This window comes from Pelosinus fermentans JBW45 (assembly GCF_000271665.2).
Classification (GTDB): domain Bacteria; phylum Bacillota; class Negativicutes; order DSM-13327; family DSM-13327; genus Pelosinus; species Pelosinus baikalensis.
Window position 1 is genome coordinate 4,956,790 of sequence record NZ_CP010978.1, and the last position, 22,429, is coordinate 4,979,218.

At 40.0% G+C, this 22,429-nt stretch carries 18 protein-coding genes; 10 read left to right on the forward strand and 8 right to left on the reverse strand.

The genetic code is table 11. The annotated features are described in order from the left end of the window. The first annotated feature begins 124 nt into the window (after window positions 1-124). Window positions 125-1,150 (forward strand): HD-GYP domain-containing protein, encoded by a 1,026-nt coding sequence (locus JBW_RS21915; RefSeq protein WP_007960024.1) that lies wholly within the window; start codon window positions 125-127, stop codon window positions 1,148-1,150. A gap of 298 nt (window positions 1,151-1,448) precedes the next feature. Next, a complete protein-coding gene (locus tag JBW_RS21920; RefSeq protein WP_007960023.1) occupies window positions 1,449-3,635 on the forward strand; it encodes a Tex family protein in 2,187 nt (728 codons plus the stop codon). Between the two features lie 147 nt (window positions 3,636-3,782). Here the strand turns inward: JBW_RS21920 and JBW_RS21925 are convergent, their stop codons facing one another. After that, on the reverse strand, window positions 3,783-5,174 hold the full coding sequence (locus JBW_RS21925) for a PLP-dependent aminotransferase family protein (protein WP_007960022.1): 1,392 nt from the start codon (window positions 5,172-5,174) through the stop codon (window positions 3,783-3,785). 110 nt (window positions 5,175-5,284) lie between these two features. On the opposite strand from JBW_RS21925, the gene JBW_RS21930 reads away from it, so the two are divergent. Continuing rightward, window positions 5,285-6,202, forward strand: a complete 918-nt coding sequence (locus JBW_RS21930; protein ID WP_007960021.1) for a DMT family transporter — start codon at window positions 5,285-5,287, stop codon at window positions 6,200-6,202. A 215-nt stretch (window positions 6,203-6,417) separates the two neighbouring features. Here the strand turns inward: JBW_RS21930 and JBW_RS21935 are convergent, their stop codons facing one another. From JBW_RS21935 to JBW_RS21955, 5 genes are all read right to left on the reverse strand, one after another. Further along, window positions 6,418-6,888, reverse strand: a complete 471-nt coding sequence (locus tag JBW_RS21935; RefSeq protein WP_007960019.1) for a hypothetical protein — start codon at window positions 6,886-6,888, stop codon at window positions 6,418-6,420. Between the two features lie 8 nt (window positions 6,889-6,896). After that, window positions 6,897-7,166: a hypothetical protein gene (locus JBW_RS21940; RefSeq protein ID WP_007933830.1), complete on the reverse strand. Its 270-nt coding sequence runs from the start codon at window positions 7,164-7,166 to the stop codon at window positions 6,897-6,899. Window positions 7,167-7,190: 24 nt separating this feature from the next. Then, complete coding sequence (locus JBW_RS21945) at window positions 7,191-8,411, reverse strand: EAL and HDOD domain-containing protein (RefSeq protein ID WP_007960017.1); 1,221 nt, start codon at window positions 8,409-8,411, stop codon at window positions 7,191-7,193. Between the two features lie 84 nt (window positions 8,412-8,495). After that, window positions 8,496-10,109 carry a DAK2 domain-containing protein gene (locus JBW_RS21950; RefSeq protein ID WP_007960016.1) on the reverse strand — a complete coding sequence of 538 codons (1,614 nt, stop codon included), beginning with the start codon at window positions 10,107-10,109 and terminating at the stop codon, window positions 8,496-8,498. 32 nt (window positions 10,110-10,141) lie between these two features. Next, on the reverse strand, window positions 10,142-10,981 hold the full coding sequence (locus JBW_RS21955; RefSeq protein ID WP_007960015.1) for a DegV family protein: 840 nt from the start codon (window positions 10,979-10,981) through the stop codon (window positions 10,142-10,144). A gap of 354 nt (window positions 10,982-11,335) precedes the next feature. On the opposite strand from JBW_RS21955, the gene JBW_RS21960 reads away from it, so the two are divergent. Together JBW_RS21960 and hcp are read left to right on the forward strand one after the other, a co-directional pair. After that, window positions 11,336-13,468 (forward strand): cell division protein FtsA, encoded by a 2,133-nt coding sequence (locus JBW_RS21960; protein WP_007960014.1) that lies wholly within the window; start codon window positions 11,336-11,338, stop codon window positions 13,466-13,468. 126 nt (window positions 13,469-13,594) lie between these two features. Further along, window positions 13,595-14,893, forward strand: a complete 1,299-nt coding sequence (hcp, locus tag JBW_RS21965) for a hydroxylamine reductase (protein ID WP_007960005.1) — start codon at window positions 13,595-13,597, stop codon at window positions 14,891-14,893. A gap of 111 nt (window positions 14,894-15,004) precedes the next feature. Here hcp and JBW_RS21970 read toward each other — a convergent pair whose 3' ends face one another. Together JBW_RS21970 and JBW_RS21975 are read right to left on the reverse strand one after the other, a co-directional pair. After that, window positions 15,005-15,709, reverse strand: coding sequence for a Crp/Fnr family transcriptional regulator (locus JBW_RS21970; RefSeq protein WP_007960004.1), 705 nt, complete (start codon window positions 15,707-15,709; stop codon window positions 15,005-15,007). Beyond that, window positions 15,706-16,944: a YgeY family selenium metabolism-linked hydrolase gene (locus JBW_RS21975; RefSeq protein WP_036681835.1), complete on the reverse strand. Its 1,239-nt coding sequence runs from the start codon at window positions 16,942-16,944 to the stop codon at window positions 15,706-15,708. Before JBW_RS21975 ends, JBW_RS21970 begins: the two co-directional genes overlap by 4 nt. A gap of 371 nt (window positions 16,945-17,315) precedes the next feature. Between JBW_RS21975 and JBW_RS21980 the strand changes: the two genes are divergently transcribed. From JBW_RS21980 to JBW_RS22000, 5 genes are all read left to right on the forward strand, one after another. Next, window positions 17,316-18,455 carry a metallophosphoesterase gene (locus JBW_RS21980; protein ID WP_007960002.1) on the forward strand — a complete coding sequence of 380 codons (1,140 nt, stop codon included), beginning with the start codon at window positions 17,316-17,318 and terminating at the stop codon, window positions 18,453-18,455. 272 nt (window positions 18,456-18,727) lie between these two features. Beyond that, a complete protein-coding gene (locus JBW_RS21985; RefSeq protein WP_007959998.1) occupies window positions 18,728-19,588 on the forward strand; it encodes a zinc metalloprotease HtpX in 861 nt (286 codons plus the stop codon). A gap of 209 nt (window positions 19,589-19,797) precedes the next feature. Beyond that, window positions 19,798-20,160 (forward strand): CidA/LrgA family protein, encoded by a 363-nt coding sequence (locus JBW_RS21990; protein WP_007959996.1) that lies wholly within the window; start codon window positions 19,798-19,800, stop codon window positions 20,158-20,160. A gap of 1 nt (window position 20,161) precedes the next feature. Next, on the forward strand, window positions 20,162-20,839 hold the full coding sequence (locus JBW_RS21995) for an LrgB family protein (protein ID WP_007959994.1): 678 nt from the start codon (window positions 20,162-20,164) through the stop codon (window positions 20,837-20,839). A gap of 353 nt (window positions 20,840-21,192) precedes the next feature. Continuing rightward, on the forward strand, window positions 21,193-22,425 hold the full coding sequence (locus JBW_RS22000) for an LL-diaminopimelate aminotransferase (protein ID WP_007959991.1): 1,233 nt from the start codon (window positions 21,193-21,195) through the stop codon (window positions 22,423-22,425). The last annotated feature ends 4 nt before the right edge of the window (window positions 22,426-22,429 follow it).

The window sequence follows — 22,429 nt, forward strand, 5'->3', positions numbered from 1 at the left end:
CAGGGTCTAATTCCCCAGATTAATAGGACTATAGTACCTTATTCCTTCCTAAAAAATCCATTACAATAATATATACAATACTACAAAATATTACAGAAACGTTTTTATACTGGGAGTTGTTGTCATGATCATTGACTATGCTGAACCTGGAATGATATTAGGGCAGGACGTTATAGACGAGTATGGAAAACTTTTACTTGAACAAGGAATTACCCTAACAGAAAGTTATATTAATCGCTTAAAAAAATTTGGTATTAATACCATTCGCATCTTTGACCAAGAAGCAACGCTGCTAAAACAGCAGCAGCAAGTAATCCCCTCTGAATTGCGCACCGAGCTGTCCCTTTGTTTTCAGGCTTTGTCTTCACTGCAAACCAGCTTTCTGGCAAATGAAAAGCTTACTTTTTTATATTTGGAACAAATTGGTAACCTTATCAATAACATTATCGATCAAGCATCACAACAAGCAACCACAATGATTAATACACAAATTTATTATCCCAATCAGCAAGAACTCGTTCATTCCATCAATGTCTGTTTACTTTCATTAATAACAGGCTTTCAGTTGAATATGTCCAAGGATGACCTTTATGAACTAGCCTTAGGGGCCTTATTGCATGACATTGGAAAAGCGACTCTTCCTCGTATCAATGGTTTGTTATTTGATAGTGCCAAATTGCACACATTATATGGACGTAATTTACTGTTGCGCAACAAATTATCACCAAAAATTGCACGAATTGTGGCCGAACACCACGAAGCTTTAGATGGATCGGGACTGCCCTTAGGTCTCACTAATAATAAAATTCATTTGTTTTCAAAGATTGTAGCCATTGCTAATTTTTTTGATAAAGCGATCACAAAAGCCATTATTGAAAACACGTCTCAATTAGAGGTAATTGAAGGGATGTTAGCAAAAAGCAATACAATTTTTGATGTGCATCTTCTTACAATATTTATCCATACGATACCAATCTATCCTGTAGGCAGTTTAGTCCTATTAAATACGAAGCAAGTGGCCCATGTGACGAAAAATCATCAAAGCCACCTGCTGCGCCCTGAAATTAAACTCAACACAAAACTAGGCAAAGTGGTTGTCAACCTACGGCAAGAACCCAATCTGGCTATCAGCAAAGTGATTGAATACTAAATAGACGCTACACGTCCTTTTTAAAAAACCTTTTGAACCGCGAAGACACGAAGAATATGAAGAACACGAAGGGCTAAGATATCGACCACAATCGAACCATAGAGAAGGGATAAAAGAATAAAAACAGCCCCTCATCGTACACTCTCTGAGTTCTCTGTGATAAAAAATTCTTCGTGTTCTTTGCATTTCTTCGCGACCTTCGCGGTTCATTGCTTTTTTATATAACTCTATATATTATATTTATAAATTTTTTTATGATATAATAAAAACCATCTAAAAATCATAAAGTTGGTGCAATATGTTATATACTGATATTCCTATCGTAATCGCCAGGGAGCTTACTATCAAAGTTCCTCAGGTAATTGCTACTATTAATTTATTAGACGAAGGCAATACTGTTCCTTTTATCGCTCGCTATCGCAAAGAAGCGACTGGAGAACTGGATGAAGAGCAGCTTCGCACTACAGAAGAACGCCTGCAATATTTGCGCAATCTGGTAAAACGACAAGAAGACATCCTTGCTAATATTGAAGAACAAGGCAAGTTGACACCCGAATTAAGTGCGGCCATTATTGCCGCTACCAAACTGCAAGAGTTAGAAGACTTATATCTACCCTTTAAGCAAAAGAAACGTACTCGTGCCCAAGTTGCCCGGGAAAAAGGACTAGAACCTTTAGCCGACATTATTTTGTCCCAACAACTGACAACGGGTACACCTCTTACAGTTGCAGCAGACTTTGTATCCCCTGAAAATAAAGTGGATACTGCTGAAGATGCCTTAGCAGGAGCTCTTGATATTATTGCTGAAACAATCAGCGAAACAGCCGATATTAGGGCCAACATGAGAAAGCAGCTATGGAGAACAGCCGAAATTCGTACAGAGCTGGCAGTAGCAGAGGAACTAGGTAAAGAAGTTCTTACTTATAAAGAATACAAAGAACCCGTTAACCGTATCCCCTCTCACCGTATTTTAGCAGTCAATCGGGGAGAAGATAAAAAACTACTTAAAGTAACCCTGGAAGCTCCACATGATACCAATATAGAATTAATCAATCGTCAAATCAGTAAAGGCACTTCTATTTTCAGCGAATGCATCTTATCAGCAGTCACTGATGGTTATAAACGGCTATTATTTCCTGCTCTTGATCGGGAAATTCGCTCTCTTCTAACAGAGAATGCGGAAAAACAGGCAATCCGTGTCTTTAGCCTTAACCTGCGCCAATTACTTCTCCAGCCGCCTTTTGCTGGACATACCGTCATGGGACTTGATCCAGGTTATCGCACAGGCTGTAAAATGACCGTCGTTAGCCCTACAGGCTCTGTCCTCACCACAAATGTCCTTTATGTGACCATGGGAGAGGGGCAAAAAGAAAAATCAGCACAAATTGCTCTAGAGGCTATAAAACAATATGGTGTAACACTCATTGCAATTGGCAACGGTACAGCTTCCTATGAAACAGAAGAATTTACAGCCGGGCTGATTAACACCCATCAACTGCCAGTAAATTATCTAATTACCAATGAAGCGGGTGCATCTATCTATTCTGCTTCTAAACTGGCAAAAGACGAATTGCCTGATTTGGATGTCACCTTACGAGGTGCCGTTTCCATTGCGCGACGAGTACAAGACCCTTTAGCTGAATTAGTGAAAATTGATCCTAAGTCAATTGGCGTTGGTCAATATCAACATGACGTAAACCAGAAAGAACTGGGTGCAACCCTCTCTAACGTAATCGAATCTGCTGTAAATCATGTTGGTGTCGAGTTAAATACCGCCTCCATTGAACTACTAAAACATGTATCGGGCATTAATGCTACAGTAGCCAAAAATATCGTAGCTTATCGAGAAGAAAACGGCACTTTTAAAAGTCGAGTGCAACTACTTAAAGTTGCCCGTCTAGGACAATCCACCTTTATCCAATGCGCTGGTTTCCTGCGTATTCAAGATGGAGAAACGCCTTTAGATAACACTCCTGTTCATCCAGAATCCTATAAGTTAGCAGCAGCTATTTTAGCCAAACTTGGTTTCTCACCAAAAGATTTAAAAGATAAATCCACTCTGCAAACCATTCAAGAAGAAGCACTAAAAGCAAACGCTGCTGCTTTGGCAGCCGAGCTGGAAGCAGGCGAACCTACCGTTCGTGATATTTTGGCAGCACTAGCCAAACCCGGTCGTGATCCTAGAGAAGACATGCCAGCTCCTATGACCCGTAAAAATATTGTTAAATTATCAGAACTGACTGCTGGAACGATTGTAAAAGGCACTGTGCATAATGTAACTGATTTTGGCGTCTTTGTAGATATTGGCATTAAGACCAATGGTCTCATCCATCGCTCAGAACTGAGTTATAAACCCTTTCGCCATCCACTAGATGTTATTTCGGTGGGAGATATTGTCGATGTTATGATCTTAAACGTAGACGAAAATCGGAATCGTATTGGCCTGAGTCTAAAACAGGTGGCAGCAGCTGGAGATAAGAAATAGATATAAGCTGCAAATAAGAAAATAAGTTTATTCTCTTGTACAAAATGGCACAGGAATCTTTCGATTAACCTGTGCCATTTTCTATTTTAAGTTGTTTGCAGCATCATTTCGTACTTTAAGGCGTGTTAATCATAGTAAATTAGTAAATTAGTAAATGCTGTTTTTCATTATAAAATCATACAAACGCAGAACACTTTGGTGAATTTCATCAACATGTAAATGCCCATATCCTAACATCAGTTTATCGGAATGATTTCCTTTTCTAATGCAATAGTGCTCTATAGGATACACACGAATTCCAAAAGCTTGGCTTTTCGCAATAAATCCTTCATTAAAACAGACTCCTGGAATTTGCAGGACGAGATGCAGTCCCGATGTATCACCGAGCAAACAGACTTCTTTCCCAAAACACTGCAAAATAGATTTTAAAAATAGTTGACGCTTTTCGCCATACATTTGGCAAATTTTCTGTACATATTTATCAAGCTTTCTTTGACTTAAAAATTCTGCCAATGCAGCTTGTTCAATAATTGGATTTTGCACATCAAAATACTTCCGCAAATGAAGCCATTGGGCATGAAGCGGAGGCGGCAGCACCACGAAGCCAACTCTCAGTGCCGGATACATGGTTTTGCTGAACGTGCCCGCATAGAGAACAGATTCACAGTCCATAGAATAAAGTGGCGTTATCGGCGCGCCTCCATACCGGAATTCGCTGTCATAATCATCTTCGATAATATAAAAATTCTGCTTCCGTGCCAGACGAATCAGTTCTGCCCTGCGTTCTGCGGGAAGAATTCCTCCAAGAGGGAATTGATGTGAGGGGGTAACATACACTGTCGAGAAATCCCGATTCTCTAGTTGTTCCGTTCTAATGCCATTTTCATCTACAGGAATACCTAAAAAGGGAATTTTTCTGTTTTTCAGAATTTCTATAATTCCTAAATGACATGGATCTTCCACTGCAAAGGGCAGTCCTTCTTTTGATAACATTTGAACGAAAAGGTTCAGTGCCTGTGTGGTTCCCGTAGTGATAAAAATATCTTTGGGTTTTGCCAATATACCCCGCGTACGAAATAACCACTGGCTTATTTCTTCCCTCAAGGGTTCATATCCCGCCGTTGTGAAGTATCCTAAATCTTTGTCTTGCAGTTTTTCACAGGATTTATAAAGTAATTGATTCCACAGATAACGAGGGAAACAACTTACATCAGGCTGTCCTGTTTTAAAATCCGTAGAGAAAGATGGTTGACTGGTTTCATAAGTAATTGCTTTCGTATGGTATTTCTCCAGATGCAGTCCCTCTTTCACCTTCGTGGGTGCTCCCTGCCGGCTGACAACAAAACCTTCTGTAATAAGCATATCATAGGCTTCGCAAACTGTACTTCGTGAAACAGACAAATTCTTGGCAAGACCGCGACTGGAAGGCAAAGCTTCCCCCGCAGTGATTTTACCTTCAAGAATCAGTTTTTTCATGGAATAGAAAAGTTGCCGTGATAATGAAATCTCCTTTTCCCTTTTCAATATAATATTCCACATACACCCTCCTACTGGTATGTAATATATTCGCTAAACTGGATATTTTGTTATACCAGTCTCTATGCTAGTATAATAACACAGTAATTTATAGAGGTAAAGGAGCGTGGATTGTGGAAAAATTGAAAGGGCGTATCTATTTAGCCATATCTTTTGTACTTGCAGGAACTTCAGTAATTGCTGCGCGGTTTGTGTCTGATTCTCTGGGGACCTTTACGATAACCGCAGCAAGCCTTCTTGCAGCGCTTATCATATTGCTGCCATTTTACTTGTTACGAATCAAGCAAGCGATTCCTAAAATGAGCAAAAATGACTGGATCATGATTTGTCTGCAGGCATTTTTCGGTATTTTTTTATTTAGAGCCTTCCTTTTATTCGGATTGCAAAACACCAGCTCAACAGAAGCTGGCGTTTTGATTGGCGCTGCACCGGTATTGACAAGTATATTAGCACGCACCATACTGAAAGAGAAATCAAATGCAAAAACCACAGGTGGTATCATCTGTGCTGTTTTGGGAGTTCTACTGCTTCAAGGCGCACAACTTTCGAACCTTACAGCAGAACATGTATTGGGAAATATGCTGGTAGTGTGCGCAGCAGCAAGCGAATCTCTATTCAATATCCTATCGCGTAGCCACAGTTTGAGCGAAATAACCGGCAATATGGGTAAGATAGAGCCAACCGTTCAGTCTCTGCTTGTGTCCGCTGTTGCTTTTCTCTTTTGCATCATTCCTGCATCATTTGAATATCCCGTTTCATCTTTGCTATTACTTGATTTAAAGGGATGGGTATCTATTTTGTGGTATGGCTTGATCGTTACTATGCTATCTTACGTTTTGTGGTATGCTGGTATCAAAAGATGTACAGCCCATACCGCTGCTGCTTTCTCTAGCTTGATGCCATTTACTTCTATGCTGTTAGCCTTTTTGATTTTAAAAGAATCCGCCGAGACAATGCAATGGATCGGGGGATTTCTAGTTATCCTTGGTGTTATATTGCTAACCGATTCTCAGGCAGCAGAAAAAGGTTAGAAACGATTGAATTCTTATTCGAAATAAGAAAGACAAATCCACGAATACCTCCTGTATAGGTGTCCGTGGATTTGTCTTTTGCTGATAATACTGTCATTCGCTCTGTTGCCTTAATTTTAGTGTTTCTTCCTTAGCCAAACATTTGGGTCTCGCTTTCCGCGGAGAAATGGCAACGAGTGGTGAGCGTTCAAACTGAGGAGATGGAAATCACTTTATTATTTGTATCGCCCTTTATCTTTGTTCTTATATTTATCCCATACATTACGAACCAGCATAACGACTCCGCCAATGACCAATAAATTGAGTAACATACTGAAGATTCCAGACATACCTCCCATATGTCCGCCAAACAGACTGCCAAATAAGCTTCCCGCTAAAAAGCCGCCTCCGATCATACTGGCATTTCGCCAGAAGCCGCCAGTGGACTGGGATGGATTGCTTTGTTGTATATCAGGTGTTGTCTGTTTTGCAGGAGCTTTGTCACCAAAACTGTTGGCAGGTGCCGAGGGTTTATAAGTGCCTCCCGTATTTCCTGGTGCTGCCGATTTACTAGGCGAACTGCTGGATGACGGTGCAGAAAATGATTTCGAACCAGAAGATGACCTAGACCCTGAGCTGCTTACTGCAGCAAAACATACAGTACTAAGAAAAACAAACAGTAACGTAAATACTATAATCTTTCTCACTGAAATCTTTACTCCTCCTTATGAACTTTCACATCTCCTGGAAAAGCATAAATAGCTGACAAATTAGGCAATTCTCCGCTTAAATAACGATCAATATCATGAATATCAACAAAGAAGGAACAATTCACTTCTAAATATCCCTGTTCTTTATTTTTTGTCAGCGTTTTTAAGTGTTCCCGCAACTTGTGACACTCCGCTTCCGAAGCAGTAATATCTAGTGTTACTAATGGCACTCCATATTCCCGCAGTACATCTTGTAAACTTATTCTTTCAGACATAATGATCCCCTTTCTTTAACCTTACTATAATGAGCAAACCTCATCAGCCCAAGCTACTGCTTTTTTATAATCATCAGGGATATGTTTTTCCTCGATACCTAAACTAGCAGCACAAGTCATAAAAGCTTCCCACTGCGCTCTTTCATAGAATAACACCAGATGATAGATCCTGCCGAAATCATTATATTCTCCTAATAATGCACTTTTAATCTCTTCACTAATAGGCAGCTCAGCCATAATATCTTTGAGAGGTCTGCCAATGAAGACATCAATTAAGGAAAACATCCCCATCATAAACAATTCTGACTCCCGCCCTTTAAATCCTACTCGTTCAGCAAGTAATTCAGAAAATTTTGCCCGTACTAACGAGGTAACAAGAATACCATCTGTTTTATTATCACCAACTGTCCGCATAACAATTAAGGATACCCATTTAACAATCTCATTTTTCCCCATTAACACTAAAGCATGTTTCACAGAGGAAATTTCATTTGTTAAACAAAAAGCTGCAGAGTTAATAAATCGCAACAACTGATAAGACAAGGCTAAATCATACATAATGAATTTTTCAATTGCATTAAAGTTAAAATTTTCTTTATCTAGCTCCTGTAGTACTCTAAGAACCCGTAACTGATTAATTTTACTACTCGGAGTCGCTTTTCCTCTCAGAACCAGAGGCTTACTAAAAAAATATCCCTGAAAGTACGAGTAACCCATTTTTACAGCTTGCTCAAAATCAGCCCGCGATTCTACTTTTTCAGCTAAAAATTTGATGTTTCGTTCACCAACACTACTCATAATCCTTTTCCTATCATGCCCAGTGGTGGTTAAAAAATCAACTTTTATAATATCAGCAATATTCAGCAGAGGCATAAATTTAGGATGAAAGACAAAATCATCTAATGCTAATATATATCCTGCTTGTTTTATTTTTTCACAAGCCTTGATCAATTCGGCAGTAGGTTCCACTGTCTCTAATATTTCAATTACGACTAACTCTTTAGGTAATAGCAGAGGTATTTCCTTTTTTATCAGATTCTCTGTAAAGTTAACAAATGCGCGTTTACCACCAGTAAGAACATCCATACCAATTGCAAAAAAACTGTTACAGATTACCTCAGATGTCGCTTGATCACCATCAGTGCAAGTACATGTGTTTTCATAGCTGTCTCGAAATAACAGTTCATAGGCAAAAAGCTTTTGACTTTTTGTAAAAATAGGCTGCCTCGCTACAAAAACATCCACTTCGTATAGCCTCCTCTGCCGCATATACCTTTTAAAACAAACCTTCCTAGAGTATATCTAAGAAGGTTTGCCAACTTAAATTCCTTATTCAATACTAATAATGAAATCATAATGCGGCTGGCCACCTAAATATAATTCAATCTGGACAGCAGGCAAGTGGACTGCCAGATCATCTGCCAATACCTGTGCCTCCCCTTTTGTCAGGCTAGCACCATAATACAAGCTAACTACTTCATCCTCATCATCTAATAAAAATTCCACCATACTGCGTAGTGCAGTACCTACATCATCCGCATCAACAATTACTTTGCTATCCTGCACGCCAATGTGTTTACCAGCCGCTACCGTATGGCCGTTTACGACACTATCACGCACAGCCATTGTAACCGCTGCAGCTTTTACTTCTTTACTCCGAGCCGTCATACGAACCATGTTATCTTGTATGGAAAGATTGGCATCAAAAGCCATTAATGCCGCCAAACCTTGGGGCACATTTGTAGTTGGTACAATTTCCACTCGATTACCTAATAGTTTTTGTGCTTGACCTACTGCCAAGAGAATATTTTTATTGTTAGGCAGAATAATATATTTTTCGCTATTACCCCGATGCACTGCATCAATAAAATCTTCCACAGGCGGATTCATAGTCTGTCCGCCCATAATAATAGTTGCAGCTCCCATTTGCTTCATAATATCAGCCAAGCCTTGGCCCGCAGCTACACTGATGATAGCTACTTGGCTATGCCCTGGCACTACATCTAGAAATTCATGGCGCTGCTGATGCTGATCAGCCATGTTATCAATTTTTATATCATGCAACGTCCCCCAGGACATCGCTGACTCCAGTACCACTCCTGGACGAGCTGTGTGAATATGCACCTTCATGACATCGCTGCCCGCCGCTACGACCAAAGAATCTCCCATAGGGAGCAAATGTTTTCTTACATCAGCGGTATTGAGGCTACAGTGTTTCACCAAAAATTCAGTACAGTAGGGATGTGTAATATCGACTCCTGTATATTCAAGAGAAGCAACGCGCAAATTACTGTCAAAATTAGCTTCAGGACCTGAAGATTCTCCACTCAGACCTTCTAAGCAACCGGATAAAAATACGATAAGCCCTTTGCCGCCCGCATCTACAACTCCGGCAGATTTTAATATTGGCAATAGATCTGGAGTTTTCTTTAATTCTACTTCACCAGCTTTAATAGCTTCCGATAAAACATCCATAAAATCTAAACCATCCCTCACCGCTCGGTGAGCCCCCTTGGCAATTCCTTTAGCCACAGTGAGAATGGTCCCCTCCACGGGTTTTGATACGGCACGATACGCATATAATACACCATATTGAAAAGCTTTACCGACTTCAGATGATGTGGCTTGGTCCTTACCAGCTAATCCTCTAGCAATACCACGAAAAATCTGGGATAAAATTACCCCGGAATTTCCTCGTGCCCCCATAATCGCACTATCTGCCGCCCGCTTACTCAAAGGACCGATGCCAACCTCCGGAGCCTCTTGTACAGCCTGGGCTACTGCTCTTAATGTTAATAACATATTCGTACCAGTGTCACCATCAGGCACTGGAAAAACATTTAAACTGTTAATATGTTCATGCTCTCGCATAAACGTTTGGTATGCCCCAAGTATCATACGACGAAAATCATTACCTGTAAGCCATTCAGTCTTCCCCTGCATTATAAAATCCTCCTACATAGAAATATTGCGATTTAGATTTTTTCCTGGAAAACTAAGCCTAACAAGCCTGGACCTAAATGGGCACCTAATACGGAGCCAATTTTTGCAGGTAATATAAGAGTTTTTGGATACATCTCTTGTATTCGTACCCTCAAAGCTTCCCCTTCTTCCGGGACATCAATGTGGCCTATACCAATATATTCTAAATTTTGATACTTTTGCAGCTCATCTAACATGCGATTCACGACTCGCTGCTTGGTACGAACCTTATCCATAACAGCAACTTTGCCATCAACTAAATACAGTAAGGGTCTTATTTGCAGTATACTGCCAAACAAGGCAGAGGCACCGCCAATCCGTCCCCCTTTATATAAATACTCTAAGGTATCTGGAATTAAGAACGTATGCGTCGCTTTTACCATGGTTTCTAATCTGTCAACAATATCTTTAGCGGAACAATTGACCAAAGCCATTTCTAGAGCGGTCTTAGCCATCTGCACCATACCAACCGACGCAGTACCTGAATCAATTACGTGAATTTTTTTCCCGCCAATCATGTTAGCAACCGACCTGGCACCTTCTGCAGTACCGCTTAATCCCCCTGATACACTGATAACAATTATTTCTTTACCTGCTTTAATAAGAGGCTGACATACTTCTATGAAATCACCTGGCGCCGGCTGTGATGTTTTAGGATGTTGTTTTGTCTCTTGAGAAATGTGAAACAACTCTTTTGTAGAAATCTCATTTTCCCGCCACTCCTGGTCACCAACCCGTACCTTGAGGGCTACGACATGTAAATTAGGATGCCCAGCAAGCATTTCATCAGGCACTTGCCCAATGCTATCGACTACAATGTGTATTTGAGACACAGATAAACTCCTCTCAATCTAAGCAGGCTATTGCCCCACCATATAAATATTTATACTTATGTTACATTTTATCAAAAAATGCGTTATAAATACATATTTTTTTTCCTGCTATGTCCCAAGTACAGCATCGGCCCCAGCCGTGTTTATACTTACGCTCGTTACTTTGCCAGAGTAATTATTTCTTGCAAAAAGGAAATTAGCAGAAAAACGCGAAAGTAATACTATTTATAGAGATACTGTATCTGTTTCGTCCCTGATTTGGGAAAGATGAAACTCTTGATCCTTCCTATTTTTATACAAACCAGGAATTCATATTCTGGTACAAATAAAACCATATATAAAAGGAGCACATTAATGGAAAAAAATCTACTCTTTGCATTAGATATTGGAACACGCAGTGTAGTCGGCCTCGTGGGGGAAAAAGTAGATAATAGCATTCAGATCATTGCCTCTCATCGCCAAGAGCATCGTACTCGCGCGATGATGGATGGACAAATTCATGATGTTCCAGAAGTAGCAGCAATTATTGCCGAAGTAAAAAATGCATTAGAGACCTCTTGCGGTCCCTTGAAGAAAGTCTCAGTAGCCGCAGCAGGTCGAGCTTTATGCACCATTCAATCTAGGGCTGAAATTGAAATGTCAGATAGGGGTGTGCTCACATCCAGTGATGAGCACGCTCTAGAACTGGCAGCTATCCAATCGGCTCAACATAAATTAGCTACATCCAATACGCTATCCGACCCCACCTCTTATTATTGTGTAGGGTATAGTGTCGTTAGCTTCATCCTGGATAAGACGCCGTTAAAAACCTTAGTGGGGCAACGAGGCAAAAAAGCTACGGTTGAACTAATTGCAACCTTTCTGCCTAGACAAGTTATCGATTCTTTGCAGTCAGCTATCACCTCTGTTAATTTAGAAATAGCCACTCTCACCTTAGAGCCTATCGCAGCAATTAATGTATTAATTCCTCAAACCATGCGTCATTTGAATCTAGTCCTGGTTGACATCGGAGCAGGTACATCGGATGTGGCCATTACGAAAGATGGTTCGATTATTGCTTATGGCATGGTTCCCTGTGCCGGTGATAAAATTACGGAAGCTATTTCCCAGCAATATCTTTTGGACTTCAATGTGGCAGAGACGGTCAAACGCAAACTTACGGATAATGAATCCTCTACCATTACCCTCACCGATGTATTAGGTCTTCCCCAGGAAATAGCCATAAGTGAAATTATTAAGAACATTGAACCCCATGTAGCTGAATTGGCACAATTAATTGCAACCCAGATCATATCCCTCAATGTTACGGCCCCTCAGGCGGTTCTCTTAGTTGGTGGTGGTTCCCTCACCCCGATGATTTCCGAAGCATTAGCCCAATGCCTTGACATGCCAGCGCCGCGAGTAGCGGTTCGCCGCCCTGATATAATCGAAGGCATTAGCCAAATTCCGACTGATCTTTGTACCCCTGATGCAGTCACCCCTCTTGGGATTTTAAAACTTTCTGCCAGCCGTACACTTAATTTTATGAATGTTACCTTAAATGAACAACCCTTACATCTGTTTAATCTGGGTCACTTAACCGTTGCAGATGCTCTGTTAGCTGCGGGTATTGACACGCGGAGTCTCCATGGCAAACCAGGGCTTGGCATCACCATTGATATTAACTCCCAAACCAACTTCTTTCCCGGCACCCATGGCACTCCTAGTCTCATTGAACTAAATGGTCATAAAGCTACCCTTTCTGAACTACTGCAGGAAGATGATGTGATCAAAGTAACCAAAGGCACAAGTGGCACCATGCCCTCTCTTTGTCTTTCCGATATTTTTGATATTCTTCCTTCCTATCTTATTTATATCAATCAAAAGCCTTACGAAATATCTCCGATTATTACTATTAATGATGAATTAGCCCAACCAGATGCAGTACTAGCCGATAGAGACCAAGTACTTTACCGTGTGCCGAGTACCCTAGAAGAAGTTCTGACCGCAACTGGAAACCCTATGGATGTCCCACCTTACCACTATATTATCAATGGCAGTGAACGAGAATATAGTATTTGGCGCAAATATACCATAAACGGAAACACCTCCACAGCTGCCAGTCCCGTAAGCGCCAACGACCAGATCATTATTTCGCCTCTTTGCGAACCAACTCTGGGTGAACTATTAGGGCTCAATAACGACGAGGAGCATTCCATCACCGTATTATTCAATAAAGTTAAGTGCAGTATCCCCCTTCGTCGCTATACGATCATCACGAATGATAAAGTCTCTCAAATCACAGATATTGCCCCCAATGAAAGTTTCATTCATTTTTCTTCTACCGAACAAGAACATCCTATGATTAGCGATGTACTACTGGCTGCCAATTTCAATCCGAAAACCATTCCTCCTGGCAGTATTGTCAAGATTCTTTTAAATAATCAACCGACAGAATATACATCCCTTGTAAAAAACGGTGACGAGATTACTCTTGTGGTAACTTGATTCTTCTAAAACTATACTTATTCTTTTTTGCAAGTGTTTGCAAATTGTGACATACATCACATTTATTCTTTCCCAATACCATTATAATGAATAATGTAATAAAAAATGGTAAGGGGGATATGATTCATGAGCATGTTTTGTCGTCAATGCGAGCAAACCGCTGGAGGTACAGGCTGTACTAAGGTAGGGGTTTGCGGTAAAAATGAGGATATTGCCAGTCTGCAAGATACACTTGTTTTTGGTCTAAAAGGAATTTCTGCATATGCCCACCATGCTAGAGAACTTGGCGCTAGAGATGAACAAGTCGATGCTTTTATGCATGATGCGTTATTCTTTACTCTCACAAATGTTAACTTTAGCTTAGAACGTCATATTGAAATGGTATTAAAATGCGGTGAAATGAACCTTAGAATCATGGAAGTGTTAGATAATGCCCATGTTGCACGCTATGGCTCACCAGCTCCTGCACAGGTATTTACAGGCACTAAAGCTGGCCCTGGCATTGTGATCACAGGTCATGATCTCTTAGATCTTGAAGAATTATTAAAACAAACAGAAGGTACTGGCGTTAACGTTTATACTCATGGAGAAATGTTACCTGCTCATTCCTATCCTGAACTTAGAAAATACAAACACTTAATTGGAAATTTCGGCACTGCATGGCAAAATCAGCGCACAGAATTCGAAAATTTTTCTGGCGCTATTTTAGTAACAACAAACTGTGTAATGCCGCTTACTGACAAATGTTCCTATGGAGATCGCATTTATATGCGTAATATTACAGGTCTACAAGGTGGCAAACAAATCCTTGACCGTGATTTCTCCGAAATTATTGCCCATGCAAAATCCTTACCAGCTCTGCCTGAAACAGCTGGCGACTATACAATTGCTACAGGTTTCCATCATAGTGTTATCCTTAGCTTGGCTGACAAAGTGGTCGAAGCGGTTAAAGCCGGTAAGATCAAACGTTTCTTCTTAATTGGCGGTTGCGACGGCGCCAAACCTGGTCGTAACTACTACACTGAATTGGCACAAAAGGTACCTAAAGATTGCGTAATATTAACCGTAGCTTGTGGTAAATATCGCTTTAACAATTTGGAATTTGGTGATATTGATGGCATTCCTCGCCTCTTGGATTTAGGACAATGCAACAATGCTTTCTCAGGCATTCAAGTAGCAGTAGCCTTAGCTAAAGCATTCAACTGCGGCGTAAATGACCTGCCACTTTCCTTTGTTCTATCCTGGTATGAGCAAAAAGCAGTAGCGATTCTCTTAACTCTGCTTCACTTAGGAGTCAAAAACATTCGAATTGGCCCTACACCACCTGCTTTCATCTCACCAAATGTATTTAAAGTATTAAATGAGTCTTTCGGTTTACAGCTAATTACCACTCCTGATGAAGATCTAAAAGCCATTCTTGGCTAAATAATAAATCCTGGATGAAATTCATCCAGGATTTTTTTATGAATCAGAAAGTATAGAATTTTATTTTTAACGATCTCTTTGAGTGTCTTTTATTTTGACTCTTTCGTACACTTAGGAAATTAAGCGTCTTAAATATTCCACATCCAGAATTCTTATTTTCTGACCGTCAAAATCGATGAATTTATCTTTTTTCAGAGAACTTAACGTCCTTGTTACTGTTTCCCTTGTTGTCCCCACCAGATTTGCTAAGTCTTGTCTCGATAAATCAAGAGCAAGTTCAATTACACCATTGTCTTTGATATCACCTTGTTCCTGGCTTAAGCGCAATAATACTTCTACGGTACGTGACATTACATCATTCAAAGCCAAGTTTTTAATTTTCTGCTGTGCATAGATTAATCGCTGACTTAGCGCTTTTATTAACTGTAGAGCCAGCTCATTATTCGTAAGTACCAGCTGCTCTAAGTCTATATTACGTATCATACCAATACAGGAAGGCTCTACTGCCACAGCAGTCGCCGGATAAGGCCGGTTATTAAACATCAGCACCTCAGCAAAAATCTCTCCTGCCCCTAAGATCTTAATAATATGTTCCCGCCCATCATCAGAAGTTCTAAGAACCTTTACTTTGCCGCTTTTTACATAATGAAAGCCTTCACCCGTATCACCTTCAAGAAAAATAATCATGCCTTTGCGAAAGCGCCGCTCAATTGTATGATTATGAATAATCTCCAATTGCTTTTCCGGCAGCCTTGAAAAAACAGGTATCTCTCTTAGATATTCCCATCCCTCTTTATTGCTTTCCAAAATACTCATCGCCACCTCTCACTACTTTCTTGTTCCTTTGTAAGCAAAAACTGACAGGCAATCGCCTGATAGCCTGCCGCCGCAGCCGTTAATTGATTTACTTTTAGATTCTCATCAGCAATATGCATATCCTTCTCACAGCCAGGACCAAAACCGATGGTAGGAACGTTGGCTATCGCAGCGGAGTAACTAGCATTCGTGGAAATAGTATAGGTGGAAAGTGCAGGGGTAAAACCAGCTTTACCTAAGGCTTGTTGGGCACCACTTACCAATTCATGTTCAGGAGATAGTATCCACCCAGGGAAAAACCGCTTTCCCGATAAATATTGTCCTGTATAGCACTCAAGACCAGACTCAGCAATCCCTACCTCTGCGCTAAAGTCAGCATCCTGGTGCTGCAATACAGCAATGGCTCTATGAATTGGCTGCAAGATATCTGCTTCTAATTCATCCTGGACCATATACCGATCAAATGTAGCCCAACATGTATGGGGCACTGTAGAACTCCCCGGAGAGGGAGCTGAGGCGATACTTACTAGTTCTAGACTCCCCTGCCCTAATGAGCTAACTGAAAAGGTTGTTTGCTTCTTAATCTCTGCTACTAAATTTAACATCATATCACTGGCGTTCTTCCCAGCTAAGGGAACAGCAGAATGAGCGGCTTTTCCTTTCGTCATCACGATCACTTGAGCGCGCCCCCGCTGCCCATAGCAAATCGCCAAATCAGAAGCTTCTCCAACAATCACATAATCTGGCTTCATTACTTGGATCACTTGGCGAAAGGCCAATCCTTCAAACTGCTCCTTACCAACTGTACCGGATACAAATACAGATCCAGATAGTTTATCTTTATATTGGATCAAAGGTGCCAAGCCACATATCATTGCAGACAAAGCTCCCTTCATGCTTACAACCCCACGGCCATACATACGTCCATTCTCAACCAATCCCTCAAAAGGATCATGAATCCATATTTCAGTACCACTCACAGGTATCGTATCGATATGACTATCAAACAACACTTTAGGACCCGGATGGTTTCCGCGAATCTCACCAATTACATTGCCCACGCCATCAATCCAAGCCGAATCATACCCCAAAGCAAGCATCTTCTCTACTAACAAATCTGCAATTTCTTGTTCTTGCCCTGTATAGCTAGGAATTTGCACTAACTCTTGACATGTCTTTATGATCAATTCTTCATCAACTGGCCCAAGGGGTCCACAAATCTGTTGATTATCCATTCTACTTCTCCCTTTTTCTAGGCTAACTTTCAATAGCCGCATTAGAGCATTACAATTATATAAAATTATCAATTTCGATTCCATTCTCACTAAATCCTGCATAATTAAGAAGTATAATAAGAGAAACGCTGCACATCCTTTACCAACATATAAATAATCGAACCACAAAAACACAAAGGATACAAAGGATTGCGGCAGCGGCATCGTGCCTTTGTGGTTCATATTTCGTCCTATCTATGGCAGGAAATCCTCAATCGGTCACGAAAAGAAATAAATGGACTTATCTATTATTCGGTGACGACTGCCATGTATCACACTGATTTGGAGCATATATAGCAACGTTGACTATATGAAGGAGCGCATACATTACCATGATCATCATTGTACTACTACTCTATAGTGCCATTAATTTTTACATTGGGATACGAGGCTGGCAATCCTTACGAAGGAAATCATCTCTTATTTTCTCCATAAGTTATCTCTTTATTTTCAGTCTTTTTGCATTGAGTTACCCTTTGGGCAGTTTAATTCAAAAACTCTCTCCTTCACCCCTTGGTGATACCCTTCTTTTGACTGGTTCCTTTTGGCTCGGCATGATCTATTATTTATTTTTATTTACTCTCTTTATTGATATTCTGCGTTTCATCGATACATACAAACCCTTTTTACCGCTAAAATTAAAACAACATTCTTTGCGGGTGGCTGCCACCGTTTTTCTGGCCACAACCTGTCTGATTGCTTATGGTACGTGGAACGCTCGTCACCCAGTGACCATCAACTATGAGATCACTATACCCAAAACAGCAGGAACAAGTTCTTTAGAAACCTTACAAGTCGTCATGGTCTCTGACATTCATTTGGGACAGATTGTTGATAATCGTCGTTTAAAACGATTAGTCAATCGAATTAATCAACTAGAGCCTGATATTGTACTGATTCCTGGGGATATTATTGATAATGATATCAATGTTCTGCCAAATCAGCATATGATCGAGACATTTCGTAAACTTCGACCTAAACTAGGTACCTATGCGGTATTAGGAAATCACGAATATTTCGATCAGCAAACAGATCTTGCTATTCAATATCTAGAGCAAGGCAATATACATATACTCCGGGATCAATGGACCCTAGTTGATAATAGTTTTTATGTGGTAGGCCGGGATGATCTTGCCAAAATGCGTTATATAGGAGCCTCTCGACAAGACCTGAAAACTATCATGGAAGGCATTGATCATAAGCTGCCGATCATCCTTCTTGACCATCAACCAAAAAATTTACAAGATGCAGTCGATCAAGGAGTTGATTTGCAACTATCAGGACATACTCACTTGGGGCAATTATTTCCGAATAGTCTAATCACGAAAAGACTCTACGAATTAGACTGGGGATATCTACAGAAAGAAAGTTTACAGGTGATCGTTTCTTGCGGCTTCGGTACATGGGGTCCCCCTGTCCGTATTGGCAATTCGCCAGAAATAATTAACCTAACCATTCACTTTGCAAATTGATTCTGGAAATACAAGCTTTCTTTTCTTAAAAAAGAATAATTATTGACAATTATATAACCTCATGCTATTATATAGGCAAACAAAGATATAAATACCCTGCAAGGGGAGTAGCTGTACAGTATCTGCCGTCAACACGGATTCATCCCGGCTATACTGGCAATCATAATTGCAAGCAAGACCTTGCCTCATATCTAACAGTATGTGGGCAAGGTCTGTTTACTATATCTTGATTTTTACTCAAAAAACAAAATCAAAAAGGAGGCTTTTTTATAATGAACAATCTAAAAACAACCTTATTGTTAGCAGCCCTAACAGGTCTATTAATGGCAATTGGTGGTCTATTTGGCGGCAGATCCGGAGTAGGTATCATGCTGATAGTCTCCTTGGCTATGAATTTAGGGAGTTATTGGTTTAGTGATAAACTGGTTCTGCGTATGTACAGTGCCCGAGAAATTACAGCTGAGCAAGGACCTGACCTCTTCAAACTGGTAGCCAATCTTGCTCATAGGGCAAACTTGCCGATGCCTAGAGTTTACGTAATTGATTCCGATGTCCCTAACGCCTTTGCTACAGGACGCAGTCCTCAATATGGTGTTGTCGCAGTTACTACCGGGATTATGAAAACTCTATCTTATGACGAATTGTCAGGTGTTATCGCCCATGAATTAGCTCATATTAAAAATCGTGATACACTCATTAGTACCGTTGTTGCTTCAATCGCAGGCGTTATTACCTGGATTGCCCACATGGCTCAATGGTCAGCTATCTTCGGTATGGGTCGCAGCAATGAAGACGATAATGGCGGCGGTCTTCTAGGTACACTATTTACCATCGTATTAGCCCCAATTGCTGCAACTCTTATCCAATTAGGAATTTCTCGTTCAAGAGAATATATGGCCGATGAAATTGGTGGTGCCATTTCAAACAATCCATTAGCATTAGCAAGTGCTTTAGAGAAAATTGATTATTATGCCAAACATAAAGTGCTGCCTGCTTCCACACCATCTACCTCCCATTTATTCATCATTAACCCATTAAGCGGGACGGGACAATGGATGACGAACTTATTTAGCACTCATCCAGCTACCGCCGAGCGTGTAGCACGTCTCAGAGAACAAGCCCGCAACAGGTAATATAAAAAAGGAGACTGCCTTCACCATAGGTCTAAAAGACTTATGGTGGGGGCAGCCTCCTTTTTTATATTTACTCTGTGCATTGACAGCTTTTTATGTTTAAGTAGATTAACAATCATAGTCAAAACCAATAATTTTGATTGTTATTATGAATTTTACGCATGGCTAGTAATGATATATACTACTTATATAACATGGAGGCGAAGAAAATGTACATTTTAAAATGTATTGCTCAAATTGGTGGATTACTAGGAATTGCCCTAATGGGTAATAAACTAACGCAGGTATTTGATTTACATTTCCCTGGTAGTATATTAGGAATCTTATTTATTTTTCTTTTATTAGAAGCAAAAATCATTTCTTTAGAATGGGTCGAGACAGGTGCCAACCTTCTCATTGCAGAGTTAATTCTATTTTTTATTCCATCAGCTGTCGGAGTGGTTCAATATAAACAGTTAATCATAACCAATGGAGCAAGTTTTGGATTCGTCATTTTTCTTAGCACCGTAACGGTGATGATTTCTACGGGATTACTTGCCGAATTCTTAAATAAGATAGGAAAGGGACGATAATATGTTAGCAGGATTTAGTTTTATTATTACAATTCTTAGTTATGTAGGAGCCAAACTTCTATATAGAAAAAAGCAATCCGTTTTTTTATCACCATTAGTCATCTGCCCTTTTGTATTAATCAGTTTGCTATTATCATTCCATGTTTCTTTAGAAACCTATTCTGCAGGTACACAATGGATTACGGATATGCTGCAGCCGGCAATCGTCGCTTTTGCAGTTCCCTTGTATAAATATCGAGCATTATTAAAGAAATATGCATTAGAAATTGCCCTTGGTGTTTTCGGAGGTTCGATCATTGCAATCGTATCTTCTGTTATGTATGGTAAATTGTTTCATTTGACGCCGCAACTTCTCGATAGTTTGGCGCCACGCTCCATTACCACTCCCATTGCGATGAATATTTCTCAAACCATTGGTGGCTTGCCTGCCATGACAGCTAGTTTTGTAATCGTAACAGGTATTGCAGGGATCGTTGCAGGTCCTTTTATTCTAAAATGGCTTCCCATTCATCATCAAGTTAGTAAAGGTATGCTTCTAGGAATGGGGGCACATGGAGCAGGAACAGCACAGGCATATGAAATAGGTTCTATCGAAGGGGCAATCGCAAGCTTAACAATGATTGTTGCTGGTATTATTACAATTATGGTAGCACCTATACTCGTACCTCATCTGCATTAAACCTCTGCAGTTCGAAAAATTCCTCACTAAATGATCTATAGTTTTAACGCAGATGAGGTACTAATCCCCATCATAATATAAAGGCAAAGTCAGCAAGATTCACGTAATGAAAACTGATGTTTTGGATAAAATAGAATGTATATAGTGGTGTAATTGATGCTGCAAATAATAATTTTAAGGGTTTTTTCAAATATCCTCCCATAATATATGCAGGAAAATAGTCATATATAGTATAATAAAGCTATACGATATGTAACTACTGAATCAATAGAAATAATAAGTATGTAAATACGATATCAAACTAACAAATTCTTTAGTTAAAATGTATCATATTAAGGAAGGAGCATATATTAATGGCTTTAATTAACGAAAACTATTTGAAACTCCCTGGCAGTTATTTATTTGCAGAAATCGCAAAGAGAGTTACAACTTTTAAAGCAGAATTTCCAGAAGCAAATATCATTCGATTGGGAATTGGTGATGTTACACAGCCTTTAACCCCTGCTGTCATTGAAGGCTTACACAAAGCCGTGGATGAAATGGCACACGCCGAAACATTTAGAGGCTACGGGCCAGAACAAGGTTATAACTTCCTCATCAAAAAGATCATTGAAACTGATTATCGTTCTAGAGGTGTCGAACTTGAAGAAGATGAAGTCTTCGTCAGTGACGGTTCAAAAAGCGATGTAGGTAATATACAAGAAATTTTTGGTGTACATAACAAAGTTGCGATTACTGATCCTGTATATCCTGTATATCTGGATACCAACGTAATGGCGGGTAGAACAGGTGGTTTTTCTAATGGCATCTTTGAAAATGTCACCTATTTAATCTGCAATGCAGAAAATAGTTTTGTTCCAGAGTTACCTACGGAAAAAGTAGACCTTATTTACTTATGTGTTCCTAATAATCCTACAGGTACCACACTTTCTAAAAAAGAATTAAAAAAATGGGTTGAATATGCAAGAACAAACAACTCAATTATCTTATTTGATTCTGCTTATGAAGCATATATCCAAGATCCAGAGCTTCCTCACAGCATCTATGAAATCGAAGGTGCCAAAGAAGTCGCTATTGAGTTTCGTTCTTTCTCCAAAACAGCCGGATTTACTGGTACTAGATGCGCCTATACCGTTGTACCTAAAACCGTTCTGGCTCTTACTGCCAATGGCGAGAAACACCCCTTAAATAAATTATGGAACCGCAGACAAACGACCAAATTCAACGGTACTCCTTATATTATCCAAAAAGGTGCGGAAGCGACTTATACTCCTGAAGGTCAAGCCCAAATCAAGAGTGTAGTAAAATATTATATGGATAATGCAAGAATCATTAAGGAAGGCCTAGAAAGTATTGGCATACAAACCTTCGGTGGCGTAAATGCACCTTACATTTGGCTGAAAGTACCAAAAGGACTTGATTCTTGGTCTTTCTTCGATAAACTGCTCCATGAAGTACATATTGTAGGTACTCCTGGTACTGGCTTTGGTCCATCTGGCGAAGGTTATTTCAGATTGACAGCCTTTGGCAACAAAGAAGCTACCATTGAAGCAATTGAAAGAATTAAAAACAAATTAAGTTTATAAGTAA

Excerpts from the sequence above, each read along its gene's own strand:
- hcp (WP_007960005.1), top strand. The coding sequence starts at position 13,595 with ATGAGCATGTTTTGTCGTCAATGCGAGCAAACCGCTGGAGGTACAGGC.
- JBW_RS21920 (WP_007960023.1), top strand. The coding sequence starts at position 1,449 with ATGTTATATACTGATATTCCTATCGTAATCGCCAGGGAGCTTACTATC.
- JBW_RS21960 (WP_007960014.1), top strand. The coding sequence starts at position 11,336 with ATGGAAAAAAATCTACTCTTTGCATTAGATATTGGAACACGCAGTGTA.
- JBW_RS21940 (WP_007933830.1), bottom strand. The coding sequence starts at position 7,166 with ATGTCTGAAAGAATAAGTTTACAAGATGTACTGCGGGAATATGGAGTG.
- JBW_RS21985 (WP_007959998.1), top strand. The coding sequence starts at position 18,728 with ATGAACAATCTAAAAACAACCTTATTGTTAGCAGCCCTAACAGGTCTA.
- JBW_RS21970 (WP_007960004.1), bottom strand. The coding sequence starts at position 15,709 with ATGAGTATTTTGGAAAGCAATAAAGAGGGATGGGAATATCTAAGAGAG.
- JBW_RS21915 (WP_007960024.1), top strand. The coding sequence starts at position 125 with ATGATCATTGACTATGCTGAACCTGGAATGATATTAGGGCAGGACGTT.
- JBW_RS22000 (WP_007959991.1), top strand. The coding sequence starts at position 21,193 with ATGGCTTTAATTAACGAAAACTATTTGAAACTCCCTGGCAGTTATTTA.
- JBW_RS21990 (WP_007959996.1), top strand. The coding sequence starts at position 19,798 with ATGTACATTTTAAAATGTATTGCTCAAATTGGTGGATTACTAGGAATT.
- JBW_RS21995 (WP_007959994.1), top strand. The coding sequence starts at position 20,162 with ATGTTAGCAGGATTTAGTTTTATTATTACAATTCTTAGTTATGTAGGA.
- JBW_RS21975 (WP_036681835.1), bottom strand. The coding sequence starts at position 16,944 with ATGGATAATCAACAGATTTGTGGACCCCTTGGGCCAGTTGATGAAGAA.
- JBW_RS21950 (WP_007960016.1), bottom strand. The coding sequence starts at position 10,109 with ATGCAGGGGAAGACTGAATGGCTTACAGGTAATGATTTTCGTCGTATG.
- JBW_RS21925 (WP_007960022.1), bottom strand. The coding sequence starts at position 5,174 with ATGTGGAATATTATATTGAAAAGGGAAAAGGAGATTTCATTATCACGG.
- JBW_RS21980 (WP_007960002.1), top strand. The coding sequence starts at position 17,316 with ATGATCATCATTGTACTACTACTCTATAGTGCCATTAATTTTTACATT.